Source organism: Pseudomonas sp. SLBN-26 (assembly GCF_006715895.1).
Classification (GTDB): domain Bacteria; phylum Pseudomonadota; class Gammaproteobacteria; order Pseudomonadales; family Pseudomonadaceae; genus Metapseudomonas; species Metapseudomonas otitidis.
On the sequence record NZ_VFOB01000001.1, the window covers coordinates 5,568,822 to 5,592,123 of the forward strand.

Below are 23,302 nucleotides of genomic sequence, written 5' to 3' on the forward strand. Positions count from 1 at the left end.
CCCATGACCCTGCGCGCTGCGCTCATTCTCGTACTCGCTGGCCTGACTGGCTGCGTATCCACCGGTTCGGTGGACCCGATGAGGACCGCGGAGGGGCGTGAAAAGGCCCGGGATGCCTACATCCAGCTGGGCCTCGGCTACCTGCAGCAGGGGGCTGCGGAGCGTGCAAAGGTTCCGCTGCGCAAGGCCCTCGAACTTGATTCCTCCAGTGCGGATGCCAACGCTGCGCTGGCCCTGGTTTTCCAGACCGAGATGGAGCCCAAGCTGGCCGACGAGCACTACCGCAAGGCGCTCTCGTCCCGCCGTGATGCGCGGATTCTCAACAACTACGGCGGATTCCTCTTCGAGCAGAAGCGCTACGAGGAAGCCCTCGAGCGTTTCCAGGAAGCAGCGGAAGACAGCCTCTATCCCGAGCGTTCCCGAGTGTTCGAGAACCTCGGCCTGACGGCCCTGCGCATGAAGCGTACCGACCAGGCCAAGCAGTATTTTGACAAGTCCCTGCGCCTGAACGTCCAGCAGCCTGTGGCATTGCTGGAAATGGCCAGCCTCTCGTTCGACGAGAAGCAATACGTCCCCGCCCGTGACTACTACGAGCGTTACACCAAGATCGCCCCCCAGACAGCCCGCAGCCTCCTGCTCGGCGTGCGCATCGCCACGGTCTTCGACGACCGTGACCAGGCCGCCAGCCTGGGCCTGCAGCTCAAACGCCTCTATCCCGGTACGCCCGAGTACCAGCAATACCTGTCGGAGCAAAGATGAAATCGTCGCAACCCGAACCTGTTGCAGCGACCCGGGGAAATCCGGGCGAAGTGCTGCGCCAGGCGCGAGAGAACCAGGGCCTGGACCTGGCCGACATCGCCCGCCAGCTGAACCTGACCGAATACGCGTTGCGCCAACTGGAGGCCGGCTCTTTCGAGCAGCTTCCCGGGCACACCTTCGCGCGCGGTTACATCCGCGCCTACGCCAAGCTCATCGGGCTCGACCAGGCTGAACTGGTTGCCGAGTTCGATCGTTACACCGGTACCGATGCCACCGGCAGCAACGTACACAGCCTCGGTCGTATCGAGGAACCGGTTCGCCTGTCCCAGAGCGTGCTGCGTTTCGTCAGCTTCGCGATCCTCGTCGCCCTCGGCGTCATCGGCTTCCTCTGGTGGCAGGACCAGGCCGAGCGTCGCGCCAGCGACAACAGCGAGCTGAGCCTGGAGCACGTGGAAGTCGAGAGTGCCGACGGTACCACCCAGATCCACCCGCTGGACGAGCCGGAAGACCAGGCCGTTGTCGAAGCCGAGCAGGAAGCCCAGGCCGCTGGTAGCGAGACCGCCGCCGTTCCCCCGGTTTCGCCGCAGCAGCCCGCTACGCCGTCCCAGGCGCCGGCTGCTACCGCAACCACCCCCACCGTCAATTCCGCTACCGCTCAGCCCGCGCAACCCAGCACCGCAGCACCGGCCACTGCGCCGGCCCAGCCCGCTATCCCGGCCCAGGCACCCGCGCCTGCCGCGTCGCCCAGTGCCCCGGTCGTGGCCGCTGCCGGTGAAGGCGTGGTGCGTGTGCAGTTCACCGCCAACTGCTGGTTCCAGCTCACCGATGCTGGCGGCGCTGTGCTGCAGAGCGGGATCAAGCGCTCCGGCGAGAGCATCGAGGCTGCCGGCAAGGCGCCCCTCGAACTGCGACTGGGCTATGCCCGAGGCGCCCAGGTCAGCTACAACGGCCAGCCCGTGGATATCGCGCCGTTCATCCATGGCGAGACCGCTCGCCTGAAACTGGGTCAATAAACGATGCATTGCGAATCCCCGATCAAACGCCGTCCCTCCCGCAAGATCTGGGTCGGCTCCGTGCCGGTGGGGGGCGATGCCCCCATCGCCGTGCAGAGCATGACCAACACCGACACCTGCGACGTCGCCGCCACCGTCGGCCAGATCCGTCGCCTGGAGGAAGCCGGTGCCGATATCGTCCGTGTATCCGTGCCGGACATGGAGGCAGCCGAAGCCTTCGGCCTGATCAAGCAGCAGGTCCGTGTCCCGCTGGTGGCCGATATCCACTTCGACTACAAGATCGCCCTGCGCGTGGCGGAACTGGGTGTCGACTGCCTGCGGATCAACCCCGGCAACATCGGCCGCGAGGACCGCGTCAAGGCCGTGGTCGACGCCGCCCGTGACCGCAATATCCCGATCCGCATCGGCGTCAACGCCGGTTCCCTGGAGAAGGACCTGCAGAAGAAATACGGCGAGCCCACCCCGGAAGCCCTGCTCGAATCGGCCATGCGACATGTGGACTACCTCGACAAGCTGGACTTCCAGAACTTCAAGGTCAGCGTGAAGGCCTCCGACGTGTTCATGGCCGTCGCCGCCTATCGCCTGCTGGCCAAGCAGATCGAGCAGCCCCTGCACCTCGGCATCACCGAGGCCGGTGGCCTGCGCTCGGGTACCGTCAAGTCGGCGGTCGGACTAGGCATGCTGCTCGCCGAAGGCATCGGCGACACCATCCGCATCTCCCTGGCCGCCGACCCGGTGGAAGAGATCAAGGTCGGTTTCGATATCCTCAAGTCCCTGCGCCTGCGCTCCCGTGGTATCAACTTCATCGCCTGCCCGAGTTGCTCGCGGCAGAACTTCGATGTGGTCAAGACCATGAACGAACTGGAAGGGCGCCTGGAGGACCTGCTGGTCCCGCTGGACGTCGCCGTCATCGGTTGCGTGGTCAACGGCCCCGGCGAAGCCAAGGAGGCCCATGTCGGCCTCACCGGCGGCACGCCGAACAACCTGGTCTACATCGACGGCAAGCCGGCGCAGAAACTGCAGAACGAGAACCTGGTGGATGAGCTGGAGAGGCTGATCCGTCGCAAGGCGGCCGAGAAGGCCGAGGCTGACGCGGCCGTCATCGCCCGCAGCTGAATTAAGGACACCCCGTGAGCAAGACCCTCCAAGCCATCCGTGGCATGAACGACATCCTGCCGGAGCAGACCCCTGCCTGGCGCTACCTGGAAAACACCTTCGCCACGCTGCTCGACGGCTATGGCTACAAGGAAATCCGCCTGCCCATCCTCGAGTTCACCGAGCTGTTCGCACGGGGCATCGGCGAGGGCACCGACGTGGTCGACAAGGAGATGTACACCTTTCTCGACCGCAACGAAGAGTCGCTGACCCTGCGCCCCGAAGGCACAGCCGGTTGCGTGCGTGCCGTCCTCGAACACGGCCTCACCGGCGGTGGCCAGGTGCAGAAGCTGTGGTACGCCGGCCCGATGTTCCGCTACGAGAAGCCGCAGAAAGGCCGCTACCGCCAGTTCCACCAGATCGGCGTGGAAGTGTTCAACCTCCCGGGGCCGGACATCGACGCCGAGCTGATCGTGCTCACCTGGCGCCTGTGGCAGAAGCTCGGCATTGCCGACGCCGTGACCCTGCAACTGAACAGCCTGGGTTCCAGCGAGGCCCGTGCGCGCTACCGCGACGCCCTGGTGGCCTACCTGCAGGAGCGTTTCGAGCGCCTGGACGAAGACAGTCAGCGTCGCCTCACCACCAACCCGCTGCGCATCCTCGACAGCAAGAATGCCGATACCCAGGCACTGCTGGTGGATGCGCCGACGCTGCACGACTACCTGGACGAAGAGTCCGTCGCGCACTTCGAGGGCCTCAAGGCGCGCCTGGATGCCGTCGGTATCCGCTACGAGATCAACCAGAAGCTGGTACGTGGCCTCGATTACTACAGCCGCACCGTCTTCGAGTGGGTGACCGACAAGCTCGGCGCCCAGGGCACCGTCTGTGCCGGTGGCCGCTACGACGGGCTGGTCAGCCAGTTCGGTGGCAAGCCGACCCCGGGCGTGGGCTTCGCCATGGGCGTCGAGCGCCTGGTGCTGCTGCTGGAGACCCTGCAGCAGATCCCCGACACCCTTAACGCCCCGGCCGACGTCTACATCTGCGCCTTCGGTGAGCCGGCCGAGCTGGCTGCCCTGGCCCTGGCCGAACGCCTGCGTGATGGCCTGCCGGGCCTGCGCCTGCTGGTCAATGCCGCCGCCGGCAGCTTCAAGAGCCAGTTCAAGAAAGCCGACAAGAGCGGCGCACGGTATGCGCTGATCCTGGGTGAGGACGAACTGGCCAAGCGCGTGGTAGGTTTCAAACCCCTGCGCGAAGACCAGGAACAACAGAACATTGCCTGGGATGCTCTGACCGAGCACCTGGCCGCCTGCCTGCAACAGGCTTGAGCTTTGGAACATAGGAGTTGATTGGGGTGAGCACGCGTAGCGAAGACGAAGAACTGGCGGCGATCAAGGATTGGTGGCAGCGCAACGGCAAGCCCCTCGTCACTGGCGGCGCACTGGCGCTGGCCGTGGTGTTCGGCTGGCAGGCCTGGCAGAAGTACCAGACCAACCAGTCCCAGGGCGCCTCCATCGTCTACCAGCAACTGCTGGAGACGGCCCTGAACCCCAGCGGCAAGCCCGACGCCGGCAAGGTCGCGGAGCTGGCCAACAAGCTGAAGAGCGATTTCGGCGGCACTCACTATGCCCAGTACGGCAGCCTGTTCGTCGCCAAGGTGGCGGTGGAGTCCGGCAAGCTGGACGACGCGGCCGCCGAGCTCAAGGCCATCGTCGACAAGCCGGCCGACCCGACCCTGGGCGAGCTGGCACGCCAGCGCCTGGCCCGTGTCCTGGCGGCCCAGGGCAAGGTCGATGACGCCCTGAAGCTGTTGGAAGGCGACGCCACCAAGGCGTTCCTCGCCAGCCGTGAAGAACTCAAGGGTGATCTGCTGGTCCAGCTGGGCCGTGCCGATGATGCCCATGCCGCTTACGAGAAGGCCAAGGCCGCGCTGTCGGATGACGCCGCAGTCGGTGGCCTGCAGATGAAGCTCGACGACCTCGCCAAAGGGGACGCATGACGATGCGCTGGAAATTCGCCGCACTGCTGGCCCTGGCCGTCCTGGCCGCCGGTTGCAGCAGCAACAGCAAGAAGGAACTGCCGCCGGCCGAGCTGCCGAAGATCACCGAAGAGGTCCAGCTCAAGGAAGTCTGGAGCCGCTCCATCGGCGAAGGCCAGGGCGAGACCTACAACATGCTGGTGCCCGCCGTCGACGGCGAGGTCATCTATGCCGGTGACGTCGAAGGCCTGGTGGTCGCCATGGACCGCATGACCGGCGACAAGCTGTGGACCAAGGAACTCGACCTGCCGGTGTCCGGCGCGGTCGGTGCCGGCTACGGCCTGGTGCTGGTGGGCACCCTGAAGGGCGAGGTCATCGCCCTCGACTCCAGCAACGGCGAAGAGCGCTGGCGTGCCCGCGTCAACGGCGAGGTGCTGGCTCCGCCGGCCACCAACGGTGACGTGGTGGTCGTGCAGACCCAGAACGACACCCTGTTCGGCTTCGACGCCTCTACTGGCAACCAGCGCTGGATCTACGAGAACACCCCGGCGGTGCTGACTCTGCGTGGCACCGGTGCACCGGTCGTGACTAACCGTCTGGCGGTGGCCGGCCTGTCGTCCGGCAAGGTGATCGCCCTCGACGTGCAGCGCGGCCTGCCGGTGTGGGAGCAGCGTGTCGCTGTGCCCCAGGGCCGTTCCGAGCTGGATCGCGTGGTGGACATCGACGGTGGCCTGCTGCTGTCCGGTGGCACCCTGTACGTCTCCACCTACCAGGGCCGCGTCGCCGGCCTGGACCTGGAAAGCGGTCGCGTGCTGTGGCAGCGCGAAGCGTCCAGCTACGTGGGCGTCGCCCAGGACTTCGGCAGCGTCTACGTCAGCCAGGCCAGCGGCACCATCGAAGGCATCGACGAGCGTTCGACCTCGGCCCTGTGGAGCAACGACTCCCTGGCCCGTCGCCAGCTCTCGGCACCCGAGGTGTTCTCCAGCTACGTGGCGGTCGGTGACTTCGAAGGCTACCTGCACCTGCTGAGCCAGGTGGACGGCCACTTCGTCGGTCGCGAGAAGATCGACGGCGACGGCCTGCGCGCCCGTCCGCTGGTGGTGGGCGACATGCTCTACGCCTTCGGCAACGGTGGGAAGCTGGTTGCCCTGACCATCCGCTAAGCTGGTGTTCAATGTCCGGCCGCTGCCGTTCGACGGCAGCGGCCGTTGTGTTTTCTGAAAAATGCAGTGGAGAGCCTCATGGTTCCCGTAATCGCCCTGGTGGGCCGCCCGAACGTCGGCAAGTCCACCCTGTTCAACCGCCTGACCAAGACCCGCAACGCCATCGTCGCGGAGTACGCCGGTCTGACCCGTGATCGCCAGTACGGCGAGGCGAAGTGGCAGGGACGCACCTACATCGTCATCGACACCGGTGGTATCTCGGGTGACGAGCAAGGCATCGACGCGAAGATGGCCGAGCAGTCCCTCCAGGCGATCGAGGAAGCCGATGCCGTGCTGTTCATGGTGGACTCCCGTGCCGGCATGAGCGCTGCCGACCAGTCCATCGCCGAGCACCTGCGCCGCCGCAACAAGCGCACCTTCCTGGTGGCCAACAAGGTCGACACCGTCGACCCGGACCTGGCCCGTGCCGAGTTCAGCCCCCTGGGCCTGGGGGACGCACTGCCCATCGCCGCCGCCCACGGCCGGGGCATCAGCCAGATGCTGCAGGCCGCCCTCGGCGAGTTCCCCCGTGACGACGATGCCGACGAGCAGGAAGCCGCCGAGACCGAAGAGGTCGCCGAAGGCGAGGAGGCCACGCGCATCCCCGGCCCGAGCGAGAAGGACGGCATCAAGATCGCCATCATCGGCCGCCCCAACGTCGGCAAGTCCACCCTGGTGAACCGCATGCTCGGCGAGGAGCGGGTCATCGTCTACGACCAGGCCGGCACCACCCGCGACAGCATCTACATCCCCTTCGAGCGCAACGAAGAGAAGTACACCCTGATCGACACCGCCGGCGTGCGCCGTCGCGGCAAGATCTTCGAGGCGGTGGAAAAGTTCTCGGTGGTGAAGACCCTCCAGGCGATCCAGGACGCCAACGTGGTGATCTTCGTCATGGACGCCCGCGAAGGCGTGGTCGAGCACGACCTCAACCTGCTGGGCTTCGTGCTGGAGACGGGTCGTGCCCTGGTCATCGCCCTGAACAAATGGGACGGCATGGAGGCGGGCGAGCGCGACTACGTGAAGACCGAGCTGGAGCGCCGGCTGTTCTTCGTCGACTTCGCCGACATCCACTTCATCTCCGCCCTGCACGGCACGGGCGTGGGCCACCTGTACAAGTCCGTCCAGGCCGCCTTCCACTCCGCCATCACCCGCTGGCCCACCAGCCGCCTGACCCAGATCCTCGAGGACGCGGTGCAGGAGCACCAGCCACCGCTGGTCAACGGTCGCCGCATCAAGCTGCGCTACGCCCACCTGGGCGGCGCCAACCCGCCGCTGATCGTGATCCACGGCAACCAGGTGGAGGCGGTGCCCAAGTCCTACACCCGTTACCTGGAGAACACCTACCGCCGGGTCCTGCGCCTGGTCGGTACGCCGATCCGCATTGAGTACAAGGGTGGCGAAAACCCCTTCGAGGGCAAGAAGAACAAGCTCACCGAGCGCCAGGTGAACAAGAAGCGTCGCCTCATGTCGCACCACAAGAAGGCCGAGAAGAAGCGCCGCGACAAGAAGCGCTGATCCCGCTGCCGGTTGGAAGAGGGCGCCTGGGGGGCGCCCTTTTTCATGGCGTGCGGCGGCTGTGGTCGGCGGCCCGCACAGCGCTTAAGCTATGGCGCATTTCCCAGTCGCCAACAGCCGGATTGCAATGATCACCAGCAAGCTGCCCAACGTCGGCACCACCATCTTCACCCGCATGTCGCAACTGGCCGCCGAAGTCGGCGCCATCAACCTGTCCCAGGGCTTTCCTGACTTTGCCGCACCCGCCGCGCTGTGCGATGCCGTCGGCCAGCACATCGCCCAGGGGCACAACCAGTACGCGCCCATGACCGGGTTGCCGGCGCTGCGCGAGCAGGTCGCCGCCAAGGTGGCGACCTTCTACGGCCGCACGGTCAGCGCCGACAGCGAAGTGACCATCACCCCCGGCGCCACCGAAGCCATTTTCTGCGCCATCCAGGCGGTGGTCCGCGCCGGTGACGAGGTCATCGTCCTCGACCCCTGCTACGACAGCTACGAGCCTTCGGTGGAACTGGCAGGCGGGCGCTGCGTACACGTACCGCTGGCCCTGCCGGGTTTCGCCATCGATTGGCAGCGGATGCAGGATGCGCTCAGCCCGCGCACCCGCATGATCATCCTCAACAGCCCGCACAACCCCAGCGGCGCGCTGATCTCCCGTGCCGAGCTGGACCAGTTGGCGGCGCTGATCCGCGGTCGCGACATCTACCTGGTGTCCGACGAGGTCTACGAACACCTGGTGTTCGATGGCGTCCAGCACGTCAGCGTGCTGGCCCATGACGAGCTCTATGCCCGCGCCTTCGTGGTCAGCTCCTTCGGCAAGACCTACCACGTCACCGGCTGGAAGACCGGCTACGTGGTGGCGCCCCCGGCGCTCTCCGCCGAGCTGCGCAAGGTCCACCAGTACGTCAACTTCTGCGGCGTTACCCCGCTGCAGTGGGCGCTGGCCGATTTCATGGCCGCCCACCCCGAGCACCTGGCCGAGCTGCCCGGCTTCTACCAGGCCAAGCGCGACCTCTTCTGCGACCTGCTGGCCGACTCGCGCTTCCGCTTCACCCGCGCCGCCGGCACCTATTTCCAGCTGGTCGACTACAGCGGCATCCGCCCTGACCTGGACGATGTCGCCATGTCCGAGTGGCTCACCCGTGAGCACGGCGTGGCCGCCATTCCCGTCTCGGTGTTCTACCAGCACGCCCCGGCCGACCTGCGGCTGGTGCGCTTCTGCTTCGCCAAACGTGAGGAGACGCTGCGCCAGGCAGCGGAAAAACTATGCGCGATCTGAGCCTTCTGCCCGACCTGAAGCTGGCCCTGGTTCAGACCACCCTGGCCTGGCACGACCGCGACGCTAACCTGGCCTGGTTCGAAACCCTGCTGGATTCCGCGCAAGGCGCTGACCTGGTGATCCTGCCGGAGATGTTCACCACCGGCTTCTCCATGGACTCCGAAGCACTCGCCGAACCCGAACAGGGCCCCACCCATGCCTGGCTCAAGGTCCAGGCTGCCCGGCTGGGTGCCGTGATCACCGGCAGCGTCATCATCCGTGCTGCCGATGGCAGCCACCGCAACCGCTTGCTCTGGGCCCGCCCGGATGGCGAGGTGCTGCATTACGACAAGCGCCACCTGTTCCGCATGGCTGGCGAGCACAAGCACTACAGCCCGGGGGAGACCCAGGCGCTGTTCGAGCTCAAGGGTTGGCGGGTACGCCCGCTGATCTGCTACGACCTGCGCTTCCCGGTCTGGAGCCGTGACCCGCACGACACCGACCTGCTGCTGTACACCGCCAACTGGCCTGCTGCTCGCCGTCATCACTGGAATCGTCTGATCCCCGCCCGTGCCATCGAGAACCTCTGCTACGTCGCCGCCGTCAACCGTGTAGGCAGCGACGGAAAAGGCCACCCCTACAGCGGTGATAGCCAGGTGCTCGATTTCCAGGGGGAGCCCTTGCTGAATGCCGATGACGGCGATGGCGTTTTCCGCACGACCCTGTCGGCCACCGCACTGGCCGCCTACCGCGAGCGTTTCCCGGCCTACCTCGACGCCGACTGCTTCCAGCTTGCGCCCTGAGCGCCAGGCGACGACGGAAGAGGATCAAGCATGAGCGAACAGAAGCCGCTTCCTGCCTCCGGGCCCCGGCTGGTGCTTGGGGACCGGGTGTTCAACACACCGGTGGAGGTCACCCTCGCGGTGGTCGGGGGCAAGTGGAAAGCGCTGCTGGTCTACCACCTGATGGGGCAGACCCGGCGCTTTTCCGAACTCAAGCGCCTGGTACCGGACATCACCGAGAAGATGCTCGCCCAGCAACTGCGGGAGCTGGAGCGCGACGGCGTGGTCACCCGCACCGTATACGCCGAGGTGCCGCCGCGGGTGGAGTACAGCCTCACCGAGCACGGCCTCAGCCTGCGCCCGGTGCTCGATGCAATGTGTGCCTGGGGCAAGTGCCACTGGCAGCAACAGGGCTGAATCGTCGTGATGGCAGTTTGCCAATAATTCCCGGAAAGCCGTTGCCGTAGCCCTTAACATGGCCGATGCAGGGATGCGTCGATGACAGGTCACAAGGTGTGCCTGGTTTGGTGTTGCCGCTCCCTGCCCAACATGAACGCAAGGAGCGAATTCAATGCACAAGACACTCATGGCGCTGGGCACCTGCCTGGCGATGGGCCCGGTGATGGCCGCCACCTACTGCGACAGCCGGGGCAACAGCAGCAGCGAGTGGGTGGCCGGGGTCAGCGTCAATGGCACGGCCCAGGTCTCCGGCAGTGACGGTGGCTACCTGGATGCCACCGGCAAGCCACCTTTCCAGCTCACTGGCAAGGGCGACCGCCTGGAACTGCGTCCCGGCTTCCGTGGTTCCCAATACAACGAGAACTGGGGTGCCTGGATCGACTTCAACCAGAACGGCACCTTCGAGGCCAGCGAAAAGGTCCTGACCGCCCAGGGCAGCGCGGCTGTGTCCGCCCCCATCGCCATTCCCTCCGGCGTCACCGGCACCACGCGCATGCGCGTGCAGATGCGCTGGGGCTCTGCGGCCCAGCCCTGCGGCAGCAGTGGCTACGGTGAGACCGAGGACTACACCGTCAAGCTGCCGGATGGCCCGGCACCATCCACGTTCCCCTACACCCTCACCCTGGAGCCTGGTTTCTGGGTGACCCGTAGCGGTGAGCTGGGAGACAAGCTGGGCATGATCGTGGAGATGGACGGTGAGCGCGTTCTCGACCGCAATGCTGCCGGCAATCTGCGTGATCGGTACTGGCGCAACCTCGCTGGAAGTCGCTACCGAATCTGGCTCGAAGCCAACAACGGTGATGGTTACAAGACCGTGTCCAATACCGTCAGCTACCAGCCCGGTGTAACCGATCGCGTGGTACTGACCCGTGATGCCAGCCAGGGCAGCATCAGCCCCTCGGCCGCGTTCCAGGGCAACTGGGTGATTGCCCGCCAAGGGGCCGAGGTGGTGCGCCAGCCGGCCCAGGCGGGCGTTCCGTTGCAGTTCGCCTTCACCTATGGCGAGCGCTACCAGGTCTGGGCCGAGGCCAACGTGAATGGCAAGGATGAGGCGATCTCCGTCCCGCTGGCCTTCCGCGAGGGGTTTCCGTCGCCCTACATCGACCTGGAGGTGGAGGCGGACTTCCAGCTCCACCACAACGGACCGAGCGGCAAGCCGCTGAGCTGGGTCATCCGCGAGAACGGAGTCGAAGTCCTGCGCCAGCCCACCGGCGGTGCGTCCGAACTGCGCTATCCCTTCCAGAAGGGGCGCCAGTACAAGGTCTGGATCGAACAGACCGTTGGGGGCGAATCGGTGCAGGTCTCCGATGCCGAGTACTTCTCACCGGGGCTCACCGATCTCTTCCAACTGACCATTGGCGCGAACAATCAGTTGACTCGCAGCGGTAGCCTCAACGATCCCCTGACCTGGGTGATCGAAGAGGACGGCAATACCGTGCTACAGCGCAATGCAGCGAACGAGCTGAGCTTCACCTACTCGCCCTTCTATCCCACCAAGCGCTACCGTGTCTGGCTGACCCGCTTCGAGAACGGCTACTACCAGCGCGTATCCAACGTGGTGCGTTACGGTCGGGCCGCGGCACCGGTCGAGGACTACCTGCCGCTCTACCAGTTGTCGGTGGACGGCAGCCAGAACCTGACCCGCACCCAGGGCACGCACACCATGTTGACCTGGGTGATCGAAGAGGATGGCCAGATCGTGCTGGAGCGCGGTGCAGAGAACGAGCTGAGCTACCACTACTTCGCCTACACCCCGGGCAAGCGCTACCGCACCTGGCTGAAGGCGTTCATCGATGGCCGCTACCAGCGGGTGTCGCCGGTGGTCAGCTACTGAGTCCGACGCTCCCCTGAAATGAAGAACCCCGCCAATCGGCGGGGTTCTTTTTTCAGCGCGGCTGCACTCAGGCCGCCTCGGCCTCGGCCTGGCTCAGGGCGCGGTTGAGGGCGCTGAACAGGGCGCGGAAGCTGGCGGTGGTCAGGTTCTCGTCGATGCCGATGCCGTGCAGGGCGCGGCCGCCGTTCACCCGCAGCTCGATGTAGGCAGCGGCTTTGGCGTTGCTGCCGGCCCCGATGGCGTGCTCGGAGTAGTCCATCACTTCCACTTTCACCGGCAGGCTGGCCACCAGCGCTTCCAGCGGGCCCTTGCCCATGCCGCGCAGGTGCTGGGTCTCGCCCTTGACCTGGACCTCGATGTCCACCGCGCTGGTGCCGTTCTCTTCCTGCAGGCGATGGCCTTTCAGGGTGTAGGGCGTAGTGGCTTGCAGGTACTCGGCGTCGAGCAGCTTGTGGATCTGCTCGGCGGTCATTTCAAGGCCGAGGCGATCGGTTTCTTTCTGCACCACCTGGCTGAACTCGATCTGCATGCGGCGCGGCAGGCTGATGCCGTATTCCTGCTCCAGCAGGAAGGTGATGCCGCCCTTGCCCGACTGGCTGTTGACGCGGATGACTGCCTCGTAGCTGCGGCCGATGTCGGCCGGGTCGATCGGCAGGTAGGGCACCTCCCAGAGCGCGCCGTCCTGCTGCTGGGCGAAGCCCTTGCGGATGGCGTCCTGGTGGGAGCCGGAGAAGGCGGTGTGCACCAGGTCACCCACGTACGGGTGACGCGGGTGGACCGGCAACTGGTTGCACTCTTCCACCACCTTGCGCACGGCGTCGATGTCGGAGAAGTCCAGCTTCGGATGCAGGCCCTGGGTGTACATGTTCAGCGCCAGGGTCACCAGGTCGACGTTGCCGGTGCGTTCGCCGTTGCCGAACAGGCAGCCTTCCACGCGGTCGGCGCCGGCCAGCAGGCCCAGCTCGGTGGCGGCCACGCCGGTGCCGCGGTCGTTGTGGGTGTGCAGGCTGATGATCACGCTGTCGCGCTTGTTGATGTGGCGGCCGAACCACTCGATCTGGTCGGCGTAGACGTTCGGCGTGGCGCACTCAACGGTGGCGGGCAGGTTGAGGATGATCTTGTTGGTCGGGGTCGGTTCCCAGACGTCGATCACCGCATTGCACACAGCCAGGGAGAAGTCCTGCTCGGTGGAGCTGAAGATTTCCGGCGAGTACTGGAAGGTCCACTGGGTTTCGGGTTGTTCGGCGGCGAGTTGCTTGATCAGGCGCGCGGCGTTGGTGGCGATGTCGATCACGCCCTGGCGGTCCTGGTTGAAGACGATGCGGCGGAAGGACGGCGCGGTGGCGTTGTAGACGTGGACGATGGCCTTCTTTGCGCCCTTGAGGGATTCGAAGGTGCGGGTGATCAGGTCTTCGCGGGCCTGGGTCAGCACCTGGATAGTCACGTCATCGGGGATGTGGCCGCCTTCGATCAGCTCGCGGACGAAGTTGAAGTCGGTGTCGGAGGCGGAGGGGAAGGCCACCTCGATCTCCTTCAGGCCCACCTGCACCAGGGTCTTGAAGAAGCGCATCTTCTTCTGCGCATCCATCGGCTCGATCAGCGACTGGTTGCCGTCGCGCAGGTCGGAGCTGCACCAGATCGGCACTTCGGTGATGGTCTTCGACGGCCAGGTGCGGTCCGGCAGGTTGATGGCGGGGAACGGACGGTACTTGCTGGACGGGTCTTTGAGCATGCTCATGGCGAAATCCTTGTGTTGGGCCTGGTCGTTGCGGGGCCCTGGGCGAATGAAAAAGCCGGGATGAGGCGACGCTGTTCAGCTACGCAGTCGCGGGCTGACCAGGCGGAGGCAGGCATGCTGCCGGAGGAGGATGAGGGTGTGAGCGTTTTGCATGCGGACAACCCTATTGATTCGGGTTGTGGATGGCAAGTCTTGCGGAAAAATTGGTGGAAAGCAGCTTAAAGCTGATTTTTAAAAGGTTTTTATGCTTTCTGGGTGGGCGTTGCTTGAGGGGAATTGCGCGTCAGCGGAGCAGCGTCAGGACCGACTGCGGTATCTGGTTGGCCTGCACCAGCACGCTCTGGGCGGCCTGGCGCAGGATCTGCTGGGAGGCGAGGGTGGCGGTTTCGCTGGCGTAGTCGGCGTCGAGGATGCGCGAGCGGCTGGCGCTGACGTTCTCGCCGATGTTCTGCAGGTTGGAGATGGTGGCGTCCAGGCGGTTCTGGATGGCGCCCATGTAGGCACGCTGGCTGTCGACGTAGGCCAGCGCATCGTCGATGTCCATCACCGCCAGGCCGGGTGTCTTGATCAGGTCGATGTTGTTCAGTGCCATGGCGCCGACGTTGAACGCGTCCAGCCCCACGTCGATGGTTTCAAAGGCCTTGGCGCCCACCTGCAGGGAAACCTGGGTCCCGCCGCCGGTGGCGTTGGGGTCGAACAGCTTGGGTGGGATGAGCTTGAAGCCGATGGAGCCTGGCACGCCAACGCCTCGGTTGGGCAGCACGTTCTCGGCGGTCAGCACGTCGCCGCCATCGGCATCGAAGCCGCCGATGGCGCCGGTGTCAGCATTGGTCAGGTTCATGGCGGCGATGAAGGCCGCGCCATCGGTGTTGAATTTCGTGGTGAAGTCCGCCGTGCTGGCGAAGGCCCCGCGGCTGGCGTTGGCCAGGGCGTCGTCCAGGGTGGAGTTGGCGTGGCCGGCGAGGTATTGCATCACGTCGCGAATGCCCAGCCCGCCGGCTGCCTTGATCTCGGCGTGCATGTAGCGCACGGCCGCGTAGGAGGCCGAATAGCCGGCGCTGCTGGCGATGCTGCCGAAGGCCCCCATCACCCCGCCGATACCGCTGGCGGCGATGTCGCCGGCCAGGCGCTCGTCGGCGCCCTGGGCGGCCTCCGCCGTGCCCTCCTTGAACCAGCCGGGCAGGGCGTTGAAGTTCATCGTCCGCCCCATCACCGCGTGCACCATCTCGTGGGCCAGCACGCGGTCGGTGTACTGGCCGGGGTTGGTGCCGCCGTTGGGCAGGGTGGAGCCATCGAAATAGGCCAGGTTCACATTCAGCACCTGGTCGTAGTACTTGCCGCCAGCCCCCGGAGTGCCGGAGACGGAGGCCAGTGCGTTGCTCGACGGATCATTGGTCAGGGTGATGGTCAGCGGAGCACCGTCCGCCTTCAGTCCGTAGGCATCCAGCACGCGCTTTTCGCCTTCGCCGATCCAGAACCCCTGCAGCGAGTTGAGCACGGCGCGTTCATCGAGCTTGCCCAGGCGTGAGCTGTTGTCCTGGTTGAACACCTGGCGACCACCGAAGGTGGTGGTTTCGTTGACCCGGTTGATCTCCTGCAGGAGCTGCTGTGCCTCCTGGTTGAGCGCGGCGCGCTCGGTGGCGGTGTTGGAGCCGTTCATGGCCTGCAGCCCGAGCGTGCGGATGCGCTGCAGCGCACCGGTCACGCTTTGCAGCGCGCCTTCGCCCACCTGCAGCATGGACAGGCCGTCATTGGCGTTCCGCACGGCAATACCGAGGCCGCGCACCTGGGACGTGAGGGCATTGGAGATCTGCAAGCCGGCCGCATCGTCCTTGGCGCTGTTGATGCGCTGGCCGGTGGAGAGGCGCTGCATGGCCCTGTCGAGTGTCCTGTTGGTGTCGCCCAGTTGCCGCTGCGTGAACGATGAGGCGGTGTTGGTATTGACCGTCAGCATCAGTCGATCGCTCGGACCCTGAGGCCGGGAAATTCCGGCTCGTCAGGGTCATCGGCGGTCGTGCTGGCTTCTTGATGGCCGTCCGTCTCAGGCCGACGAATGGCGGGGACGCGGGCGCTGCAGTTCGCGCAGGTCCGCACCGCTGGGATGCTGGAAGACCCGCAGGCCGAACTCCGGGAGGATCGCCAGGAGGTGGTCGAAGATGTCCGACTGGATGGCCTCGTAGCGGGCCCAGGCCGTGGTGCTGGTGAAGCAGTACAGTTCCAGTGGCAGGCCGTCGGCGGTCGGCGCCATCTGCCGTACCAGCAGGGTCATGTCCTGGCGGATCTCCGGGTGGTGGCGCAGGTACTGCTCCACGTAGGCGCGGAAGGTGCCGATGTTGGTCAGCTGACGGCTGTTGACCGGCAGGCGGGCCGACTCGTCCAGCTGGGCATTCCAGCTCAGCAGCTCGCTTTCCTTGGCCTTGAGGTAACTGTCCAGCAGGCGGAAGCGGCGCAGGCCGGCCTGCTCGTCGGCGCTGAGGAAATGCACGCTGTTCTGGTCCAGGTAGAGGCTGCGCTTGATCCGCCGTCCGCCCGACTCCTGCATGCCCCGCCAGTTCTTGAACGAGTCGGTGATGAAGCGCTTGGTGGGGATGGTGGTGATGGTCTTGTCCCAGTTCTGCACTTTCACCGTGTGCAGGGCGATGTCGATCACGTCGCCGTCGGCGTTCAGCTGGGGCATCTCCACCCAGTCGCCGACACGGATGATGTCGTTGGAGGTGATCTGCACGCTGGCCACCAGTGACAGCAGGGTGTCCTGGAAGATCAGCATCAGCACCGCGGCCATGGCACCGAGGCCGGACAGCAGGATCAGCGGCGAGCGGTCGATCAGGCTGGCCACCATGAGAATCGCGGCGATGGCGAACACGGCGATCTTCAGCACCTGCAGGTAGCCCTTGATGGGCCGCAGGTGCGCGTCTGGGCGGCGGTTGTAGAGGCTGTTGACGATGTCCAGCAGGGCGCTGATCGCCAGGGCCAGGGTGAGGATGATGAACGCCGCGCAGACATTGGTGACCACCGTCACCAGCGCAGCGGGCAGGCCGGGCACCACCTTCACCCCGGCGGTCAGCACCAGCGCGGGGACGACGTTGGCCAGGCGCTTGATCAGCCCCTGGTCCTGGATCTGCCCGCCAACGAGGCGCAGCAGACCCTTTAGGAGGATGCGCCGGACGATCCAGTTGGACAGCCAGGCCAGCAGGAGGAGGACGGAGGAGGCGACGAGCGTGTGCAGTTCCGGGTGCTGTCGCAGCCACTCCAGGGAATGGTTGAGCGTGTCTTGCATGGGCTGCTCCCTTCAGGGTTCCGATGGGTGGGGGTCTGCCCCAAAACCGCCGGACCTTAGCAAAACGCAGCCCGGCGGCCCAAGCCCGGGGGTGTAAGCGCAGGTGTCGCTGCGCCCTGGGCCGTCATGTTCAGGGCGTGTAGGCACCGATGAAGATGGCGGGGTCGACCCGCACGTCATTGAGGCTGACGTTCCAGTGCATGTGCGGCCCGGTGGCCCGGCCGGTGGCGCCGACGCGCCCCACCACGCCGCCGCGCGGCAGTGCCTGGCCGAGCTTAACGTCCACCTTGGACAGGTGGCAGAACATGCTGATCAGCCCCTGGCCGTGATCGACGAAAACCGTCTTGCCGTTGAAGAAGTAGTCGCCGATGAGGATGACCTTGCCGGCCGCCGGGGCCTTGATCGGGGTGCCGGCTCCCACCGCGAAGTCCAGGCCGGAGTGCGGGTTGCGCTCCTCGCCGTTGAAGAAGCGGCGCAGGCCGAAGGGGCTGGAGAGCGGGCCGTTCACCGGCTTGTCGAACAGCAGGTTGCTCGGCGTGCCGGGGCTGAAGCTGCGGTAGGCGCGGGTCTGTTCCGCTAGTTCGCGGTCGATGCGCTTCAGGTCCTCGGGCAGCGGGTTCACCTGGCGGGTGTTTTTCAGGGTGATGCGCTGTTCCTTGTAGTGGCGGGTGCCGACCGTGAAGGCCAGGCGGCGACCGTCGCTCACCTCGATGCGCTGTTCGCCAGCGGCGGTGCCCAGCGGAATGCCGACGATGGCGATCCAGTCGCGTCCCTCTTCCTTGACCACCAGCACCGGCTTGCCCTGGTAGCGGGCCGTGGGCGCCTGGGCGCCCTGGCCGAGCTGGACCACGGCGACACCGCCGGGCACCGGCTTGTCCAGCAGGCGGGTGATGAAGCCCTCGGCCTGGACGGGGAGGGCAACGAGAAGAAGCAGGGCGAACAACAGGCGCATCGATCAGTCCAGCAGTGAGAGGGTAACGGGGGCCAGGTGGTTGTCCTCGACCCGTACCTCCAGCTCGCCTTCGCCGAGGCGTGCCTTGAGGCGTTGGCCGGGTTGGGTCTGGCTGGCGCTGCGGATGGCCTGGCCGCGCTCGTCGAGGAGGATGCTGTAGCCGCGGCCGAGGGTGGCCAGGGGGCTGAAGGCGTGCAGCGTCTGCACCTGGCTCTGCAGTTCCAGGCGACGGGTACCGAGGGTTTCGCGCATGGCCCGGGGCAGTCGCGCGGCCAGGGCGTCGAGGCGCTGGCGCAGCAGGCCGAGGGCGCGCCCCGGGTGCTGGGCCGCCAGGCGCGTCTCCAGGCGTGCCAGGCGCTCGCGGCGCTGGCTCACTTGGCGGTCGAGTGCGCGCTGCAGGCGCATCTCCAGGTCATCCAGGCGCTGGGCCTGCTGGCGCAGCCGTTCGCCCGGGTGGCGCAGGCGTCGGGTCAGCCCGTCCAGGCGCAGGTGCTGGTGGGCGATCAACTGGCGCATGCGCAGCTGCAGGCGGCGCTCCAGACCCTCCAGGCGCTGGCGCAGGCCGCTGGAGTCCGGTGCCAGCAGCTCGGCGGCCGCGGAGGGTGTCGGCGCGCGAACGTCGGCGACGAAGTCGCTGATGGACACGTCCGTCTCGTGGCCCACGGCGCTGACGATGGGGGTCTTGCAGGCGGCGACGGCGCGGGCCACGGCCTCTTCGTTGAAGCACCAGAGGTCTTCGAGGGAGCCGCCGCCTCGGGCCAGGATGAGCGCGTCGAAGCCTTGGGCATCGGCCAAGGCCAGGGCGCGGACGATCTGCGCGGTGGCCTCGCGGCCCTGCACGGCTGTGGGCACCAGGGTCAGGCTGACCTGGGGTGCGCGACGGCGGAACACGCTGATGATGTCGCGGATCACCGCGCCGGTGGGGGAGGTGACGATGCCCACGCGCTGAGGGTGGGCCGGAAGCGGGCGCTTGCGCTCGGTGGCGAACAGGCCTTCGCCGGCGAGCTTCTCCTTGAGCGCTTCGAAGGCCAGGCGCAGGGCGCCGTCGCCGGCGGGCTCCACGGCGTCGGCGATCATCTGGTAGTCGCCACGGCCTTCGAACAGCGAGACCTTGCCCCGCACCTTCACCGCCAGCCCGTCACGCAGGGCCTGGCGCACCTTGAGGGCGTTCTGCCGGAACAGCGCACAGCGCACCTGGGCCTGGCTGTCCTTGAGGGTGAAATAGAGGTGGCCGGATGCGGGCCGGGCGAGGTTGGAGATCTCGCCTTCCACCCAGACCTGGGGGAACACATCCTCCAGCAGGTGGCGGGCGCGCTGGTTCAGTTGGCTGACGGTCAGCACCTCGCGGTCGAGGCCCAGCCGTTGGAAGGGGTCCTTGTACATGGCGCGGGATGATACGGGCGCACGGGGGCGGCGCCAATGCGCACGCGTCAGTCTTCGACGCGCACCACGCGCACGGGGAAGCCCAGGCGGTCGGCGAAGCCATCGAGGAAGGCGCGGGTGAAACCGGCCTCTACCCAGTGGTTGAAGATGAAGGCCAGGTTGGAGAAGCCGCAGGGCTGCAGGTAGAGGAAGCCGTTGATGTCGTCCTCGAAGCCGCATTCGGGGCAGGTGAAGTTGTCCGTCTCGCCCGGCCACCAGGCTTCCAGGCTGTCGAACAGCGGTTCGCCGATCTCCCGGCGGCATTCCGGGCAGCCGGCCTCGTTGAGGAAGCCGCGCACCGGGGTATAGATGCAGCGCTTGTCGACGATCTCCAGGCCGCAGCCCGGCTGGCCGATGGGCAGGCACTCGGGATGTTCCACCACGCGGCGGGCACCGGCAGCGGGGGCGTGCAGTGCGCGGTTGCCGCCCCGGCCGAAGGCGCTCGGTACTGCTTCGACTACACCGCTCTGCACCAGCCAGCGCAGCAGGCGCCCGGCCAGGGCCTGGTGGCCGGGCACGCTGGAGACCTGGGGAACGATGATCAGCTGACGGGTTTCCATGGCCGGCTCCGGTGGACGAGGGCGCGCAGCTTACCCGCCCCGCCGGCCTCGTCAATCGGCGGTGGTCGGGTCGCTGGCGAGGTGCTGGCAGAGGTGCTCCACCAGGCCCCGGTCCAGGGCGTGGGTCTCGCTGCGCCAGGCCAGTGCGACCTCGCTGTCTGCCTGGGGATCGGCCAGCGGCAGGAAGCGCACGCCGGCAGGGGCGATGCGGCTCATGGAGGCCGCCACCAGGGCCACGCCAAGGCCGGCTTCGATCAGGTGCAGCTGGCTGGTCTTGCGCGACACCACCCGCGCGGCACGGGGAAAGAAGCCTTCCCGCAGGCACAGTTCGGCGGCGCGGTAGCTCAGCCCGCCCCGTTGCAGGTGGGGGATGGAGACGAAGGCCTCTTCACGCAGATCGGCCAGGGGCACCGGCCCGTCGCGTCGCGCCAGCGGGTGGTCGACGGCGACCGCCAGTAGCAGGGGCTCGCGGTACAGCGGGCGGAGACTCAACCCGGGGTGCTGGCGCAGGACCGGCAGGCGCAGCAGGCAGGCGTCCAGGCGCCCTTCGCGCAGGTCCGCCAGTTGTTGTTCGGAGGATTGCTGGATGAGTTCGAGGCTGACGCCGGGGTGCGCTTCCAGGTAGCTGCACAGTGCCGCCTGCAGCGGGGCGATAAGCGGCACGGAGCTGGAGTGGCCCAGGCGCAGGCTGCCGTGCTGCCCCTGGCCGACCTGGCGGGCCAGGTCGCTGGCGGCTTCCAGGTCCAGCAGCAGGCGCCGGGCCCGGGGCAGGAAGGCCTGGCCGGCTTCGGTCAGCGTCACCTGGCGCGGGCCGCGTAGCAGCAGTTCGGTGCCCAGGTCGTCCTCCAGCTCACGCAGTTGGCGGCTCAGGGCCGATTGGGCGATGAACAGGCGCTCCGCAGCACGGCTGAGGCTGCCGGCGTCGACGATTTCCACGAAGTAGCGCAGTTGGCGAAGGGAGACCATCGATCCATGCCTTTTTGAGATAGAGAGAGGGCTTGGATTGTATTGGTGAGATGGCAGGCGTGCTCGCTAGAGTCCACCTGTTTTTCGGAAGGAGTCGTTCATGCACCTGTTCGAGCTGTTGGGGACGCTGCCGTTCACGCCGCTGGAGTGGCTGCTGCTGGAGGGTGTCATCGCGCTGGCCTATGTGGTCTTCGGCATCGCCGGGTTCGGTACGGCGCTGGTGGCCGCGCCCTTGCTGGTGGGTTGGCTGCCGTTGTCCCAGGTGATCCCGTTGCTGGTGCTGCTGGATTTCACCGCCTCGTTCGGCAACTGGCTGCCGGCGCGTCGGTCGGTGTCGGGTAGCGAGTTGCGCCGGCTGCTGCCCTTGATGGCGTTGGGTTGCGGGGTAGGGGTCTATGGCCTGGCGACCTTGCGCTCGGAGCTGTTGATGCTGCTGCTGGGGGTGTTCGTCTGCCTCTATGCCGTGTATTCGCTGTTCCTCCAGCCGGTGCGCCGTGCGCCGATGGCGGTGGGTTGGGTGGTGCCCTTCGGGCTGTTCGGCGGTTTGTTCGGGGCCTTGTTCGGCAGTGGCGGCTTCCTCTATTCCCTCTACCTGAGCGGGCGGCTGGGGGCGAAGGAGCAGATCCGCGCCACCCAGAGCGCGCTGATCGGGTGCAGCACCTTCGTCCGCCTGGGGTTGTTCCTGCTGGCGGGCTTCTATGCCGATGCCTCGTTGCTGCTGATCGCCCTGTGCTTGCTGCCGGGGATGGCCGCCGGGTTGTGGGTGGGGCGGCGGGTGACGTTGCGCCTGTCGCGGGAGGCGTTCGTCCGGCTGGTGACCTGGCTGGTGCTGTGCAGTGGGGTGGCGCTGGTGGCGCGTTATCTGACGCAGGCATGAGACCCGTCGTCGTTGTGTGATGGCCAATTGAGCGCCCGTGCGCAGCTGGGATATAATGCCGCGCTTCCAATTTTCCCGCCTGGGAGCCCCCGCCATGCTGCGCATCAGCCAAGAAGCCCTTACCTTCGACGACGTACTCCTGATCCCGGGGTATTCCGAGGTCCTGCCGAAGGACGTCAGTCTCAAGACCCGACTGACCCGTGGCATCGAACTGAACATTCCCCTGGTGTCCGCCGCGATGGATACCGTGACCGAAGCCCGGCTGGCCATCGCCATGGCTCAGGAAGGCGGCATCGGCATCGTTCACAAGAACATGACCATCGAGCAGCAGGCTTCCGAGGTCCGCAAGGTCAAGCGTCACGAGACCGCCATCGTCCGTGATCCGGTCACCGTCACCCCCTCCACCAAGATCCTCGAACTGCTGCAGATCGCCCGCGAGTGCGGCTTTTCCGGCTTCCCGGTGGTGGAAGAGGGCGAGCTGGTCGGCATCGTCACCGGTCGCGACCTGCGCGTGAAGCCGAACGTCGGCGACACCGTGGCGGCGATCATGACCCCCAAGGACAAGCTGGTCACCGTCCACGAGGGCACCCCGCTGGACGACATCAAGGCCAAGCTCTACGAGAACCGCATCGAGAAGATGCTGGTGGTGGACGAGAACTTCTACCTGCGTGGCCTGGTGACCTTCCGTGACATCGAGAAGGCCAAGACCTACCCGCTGGCCTCCAAGGACGAGCAGGGCCGCCTGCGCGTCGGCGCAGCGGTCGGCACCGGTGCCGATACCGGCGAGCGCGTCGCAGCCCTGGTTGCCGCAGGCGTCGACGTGGTGGTGGTGGACACCGCCCACGGCCACTCCAAGGGCGTGATCGACCGCGTTCGCTGGGTCAAGGAAACCTACCCGCAAGTCCAGGTGATCGGCGGCAACATCGCCACTGGCGAAGCTGCCAAGGCCCTGGCCGAGGCCGGGGCCGATGCGGTCAAGGTCGGCATCGGCCCGGGCTCCATCTGCACCACCCGTATCGTCGCCGGCGTCGGCGTACCGCAGATCTCCGCCATCGCCAACGTTGCCGCCGCTCTGGCCGGCACTGGCGTTCCGCTGATCGCCGACGGCGGCATCCGCTTCTCCGGCGACCTGTCCAAGGCCATCGTGGCCGGCGCGTCCTGCGTGATGATGGGCTCCATGTTCGCCGGTACCGAAGAGGCGCCGGGCGAGGTCGAGCTGTTCCAGGGCCGCTCCTACAAGGCCTACCGCGGCATGGGTTCGCTGGGTGCCATGGCGCAGTCCCAGGGCTCGTCCGACCGCTACTTCCAGGACTCCGCCGCCGGTGCCGAGAAGCTGGTGCCGGAAGGCATCGAAGGCCGCGTGCCGTACAAGGGCAGCCTGACCGCCATCGTCCACCAGCTGATGGGCGGCCTGCGCGCCTCCATGGGCTACACCGGCTGCGCCACCGTCGAAGAGATGCGCACCAAGCCGCAGTTCGTGCGCATCACCGGTGCCGGCATGGCCGAGTCCCACGTGCATGACGTGCAGATCACCAAGGAAGCGCCGAACTACCGGGTCGGCTAACTGACACTTCACTGGAGCTGGAGGCTGGGGGCTGGACGGACAGGGTTTCGTCCA

The 23,302-nt window shown here is 66.6% G+C and carries 20 protein-coding genes; 13 read left to right on the plus strand and 7 right to left on the minus strand.

Going from position 1 to position 23,302, the window contains the following annotated elements:
• Positions 1–3 precede the first annotated feature (3 nt).
• From pilW to FBY21_RS25895, 11 genes are all read left to right on the plus strand, one after another.
• Positions 4–759: a type IV pilus biogenesis/stability protein PilW gene (gene pilW, locus FBY21_RS25845; protein ID WP_107329408.1), complete on the plus strand. Its 756-nt coding sequence runs from the start codon at positions 4–6 to the stop codon at positions 757–759.
• Entirely contained in the window at positions 756–1,772 is a 1,017-nt protein-coding gene (locus FBY21_RS25850) for a helix-turn-helix domain-containing protein (RefSeq protein ID WP_142014930.1), read from the plus strand. The genes pilW and FBY21_RS25850 overlap by 4 nt, the downstream gene beginning before the upstream one ends.
• Before the next feature lie 3 nt (positions 1,773–1,775).
• On the plus strand, positions 1,776–2,888 hold the full coding sequence (gene ispG / locus FBY21_RS25855; RefSeq protein ID WP_044405987.1) for a flavodoxin-dependent (E)-4-hydroxy-3-methylbut-2-enyl-diphosphate synthase: 1,113 nt from the start codon (positions 1,776–1,778) through the stop codon (positions 2,886–2,888).
• 14 nt (positions 2,889–2,902) lie between these two features.
• Positions 2,903–4,192: a histidine--tRNA ligase gene (gene hisS, locus FBY21_RS25860; RefSeq protein ID WP_142014933.1), complete on the plus strand. Its 1,290-nt coding sequence runs from the start codon at positions 2,903–2,905 to the stop codon at positions 4,190–4,192.
• Between the two features lie 26 nt (positions 4,193–4,218).
• Complete coding sequence (locus FBY21_RS25865; RefSeq protein WP_044405983.1) at positions 4,219–4,863, plus strand: YfgM family protein; 645 nt, start codon at positions 4,219–4,221, stop codon at positions 4,861–4,863.
• A gap of 2 nt (positions 4,864–4,865) precedes the next feature.
• Complete coding sequence (gene bamB / locus FBY21_RS25870; RefSeq protein ID WP_142014936.1) at positions 4,866–6,005, plus strand: outer membrane protein assembly factor BamB; 1,140 nt, start codon at positions 4,866–4,868, stop codon at positions 6,003–6,005.
• 78 nt (positions 6,006–6,083) lie between these two features.
• On the plus strand, positions 6,084–7,562 hold the full coding sequence (gene der / locus FBY21_RS25875) for a ribosome biogenesis GTPase Der (protein ID WP_107329403.1): 1,479 nt from the start codon (positions 6,084–6,086) through the stop codon (positions 7,560–7,562).
• 127 nt (positions 7,563–7,689) lie between these two features.
• Positions 7,690–8,838 (plus strand): pyridoxal phosphate-dependent aminotransferase, encoded by a 1,149-nt coding sequence (locus FBY21_RS25880; protein WP_142014939.1) that lies wholly within the window; start codon positions 7,690–7,692, stop codon positions 8,836–8,838.
• Positions 8,826–9,620 carry an amidohydrolase gene (locus tag FBY21_RS25885; protein ID WP_142014942.1) on the plus strand — a complete coding sequence of 265 codons (795 nt, stop codon included), beginning with the start codon at positions 8,826–8,828 and terminating at the stop codon, positions 9,618–9,620. The genes FBY21_RS25880 and FBY21_RS25885 overlap by 13 nt, the downstream gene beginning before the upstream one ends.
• A 30-nt stretch (positions 9,621–9,650) precedes the next feature.
• Positions 9,651–10,016, plus strand: coding sequence for a winged helix-turn-helix transcriptional regulator (locus FBY21_RS25890; RefSeq protein WP_044405973.1), 366 nt, complete (start codon positions 9,651–9,653; stop codon positions 10,014–10,016).
• A 154-nt stretch (positions 10,017–10,170) separates the two neighbouring features.
• Positions 10,171–11,892 carry a GEVED domain-containing protein gene (locus FBY21_RS25895; RefSeq protein WP_142014946.1) on the plus strand — a complete coding sequence of 574 codons (1,722 nt, stop codon included), beginning with the start codon at positions 10,171–10,173 and terminating at the stop codon, positions 11,890–11,892.
• A gap of 67 nt (positions 11,893–11,959) precedes the next feature.
• Here the strand turns inward: FBY21_RS25895 and leuA are convergent, their stop codons facing one another.
• The 7 genes from leuA to FBY21_RS25935 all read right to left on the minus strand — a co-directional run bounded on the left by leuA (position 11,960) and on the right by FBY21_RS25935 (position 20,807).
• A complete protein-coding gene (gene leuA, locus FBY21_RS25900; RefSeq protein WP_074970883.1) occupies positions 11,960–13,630 on the minus strand; it encodes a 2-isopropylmalate synthase in 1,671 nt (556 codons plus the stop codon).
• A gap of 283 nt (positions 13,631–13,913) precedes the next feature.
• Positions 13,914–15,587 (minus strand): flagellinolysin, encoded by a 1,674-nt coding sequence (locus FBY21_RS29490; RefSeq protein WP_172435140.1) that lies wholly within the window; start codon positions 15,585–15,587, stop codon positions 13,914–13,916.
• An 84-nt stretch (positions 15,588–15,671) separates the two neighbouring features.
• Positions 15,672–16,907, minus strand: coding sequence for a mechanosensitive ion channel family protein (locus FBY21_RS25915; protein ID WP_142014950.1), 1,236 nt, complete (start codon positions 16,905–16,907; stop codon positions 15,672–15,674).
• Between the two features lie 130 nt (positions 16,908–17,037).
• Positions 17,038–17,859 (minus strand): peptidoglycan DD-metalloendopeptidase family protein, encoded by an 822-nt coding sequence (locus FBY21_RS25920; protein WP_142014953.1) that lies wholly within the window; start codon positions 17,857–17,859, stop codon positions 17,038–17,040.
• A 3-nt stretch (positions 17,860–17,862) separates the two neighbouring features.
• Entirely contained in the window at positions 17,863–19,242 is a 1,380-nt protein-coding gene (gene xseA, locus FBY21_RS25925; RefSeq protein WP_142014957.1) for an exodeoxyribonuclease VII large subunit, read from the minus strand.
• Positions 19,243–19,289: 47 nt separating this feature from the next.
• Positions 19,290–19,841 (minus strand): sugar ABC transporter ATPase, encoded by a 552-nt coding sequence (locus FBY21_RS25930; protein WP_142014960.1) that lies wholly within the window; start codon positions 19,839–19,841, stop codon positions 19,290–19,292.
• A gap of 51 nt (positions 19,842–19,892) precedes the next feature.
• Positions 19,893–20,807, minus strand: coding sequence for a LysR family transcriptional regulator (locus FBY21_RS25935; protein WP_142014963.1), 915 nt, complete (start codon positions 20,805–20,807; stop codon positions 19,893–19,895).
• Between the two features lie 100 nt (positions 20,808–20,907).
• Between FBY21_RS25935 and FBY21_RS25940 the strand changes: the two genes are divergently transcribed.
• Positions 20,908–21,684: a sulfite exporter TauE/SafE family protein gene (locus FBY21_RS25940; RefSeq protein WP_142014966.1), complete on the plus strand. Its 777-nt coding sequence runs from the start codon at positions 20,908–20,910 to the stop codon at positions 21,682–21,684.
• A gap of 94 nt (positions 21,685–21,778) precedes the next feature.
• Positions 21,779–23,248, plus strand: coding sequence for an IMP dehydrogenase (guaB, locus tag FBY21_RS25945; RefSeq protein WP_044405951.1), 1,470 nt, complete (start codon positions 21,779–21,781; stop codon positions 23,246–23,248).
• The last annotated feature ends 54 nt before the right edge of the window (positions 23,249–23,302 follow it).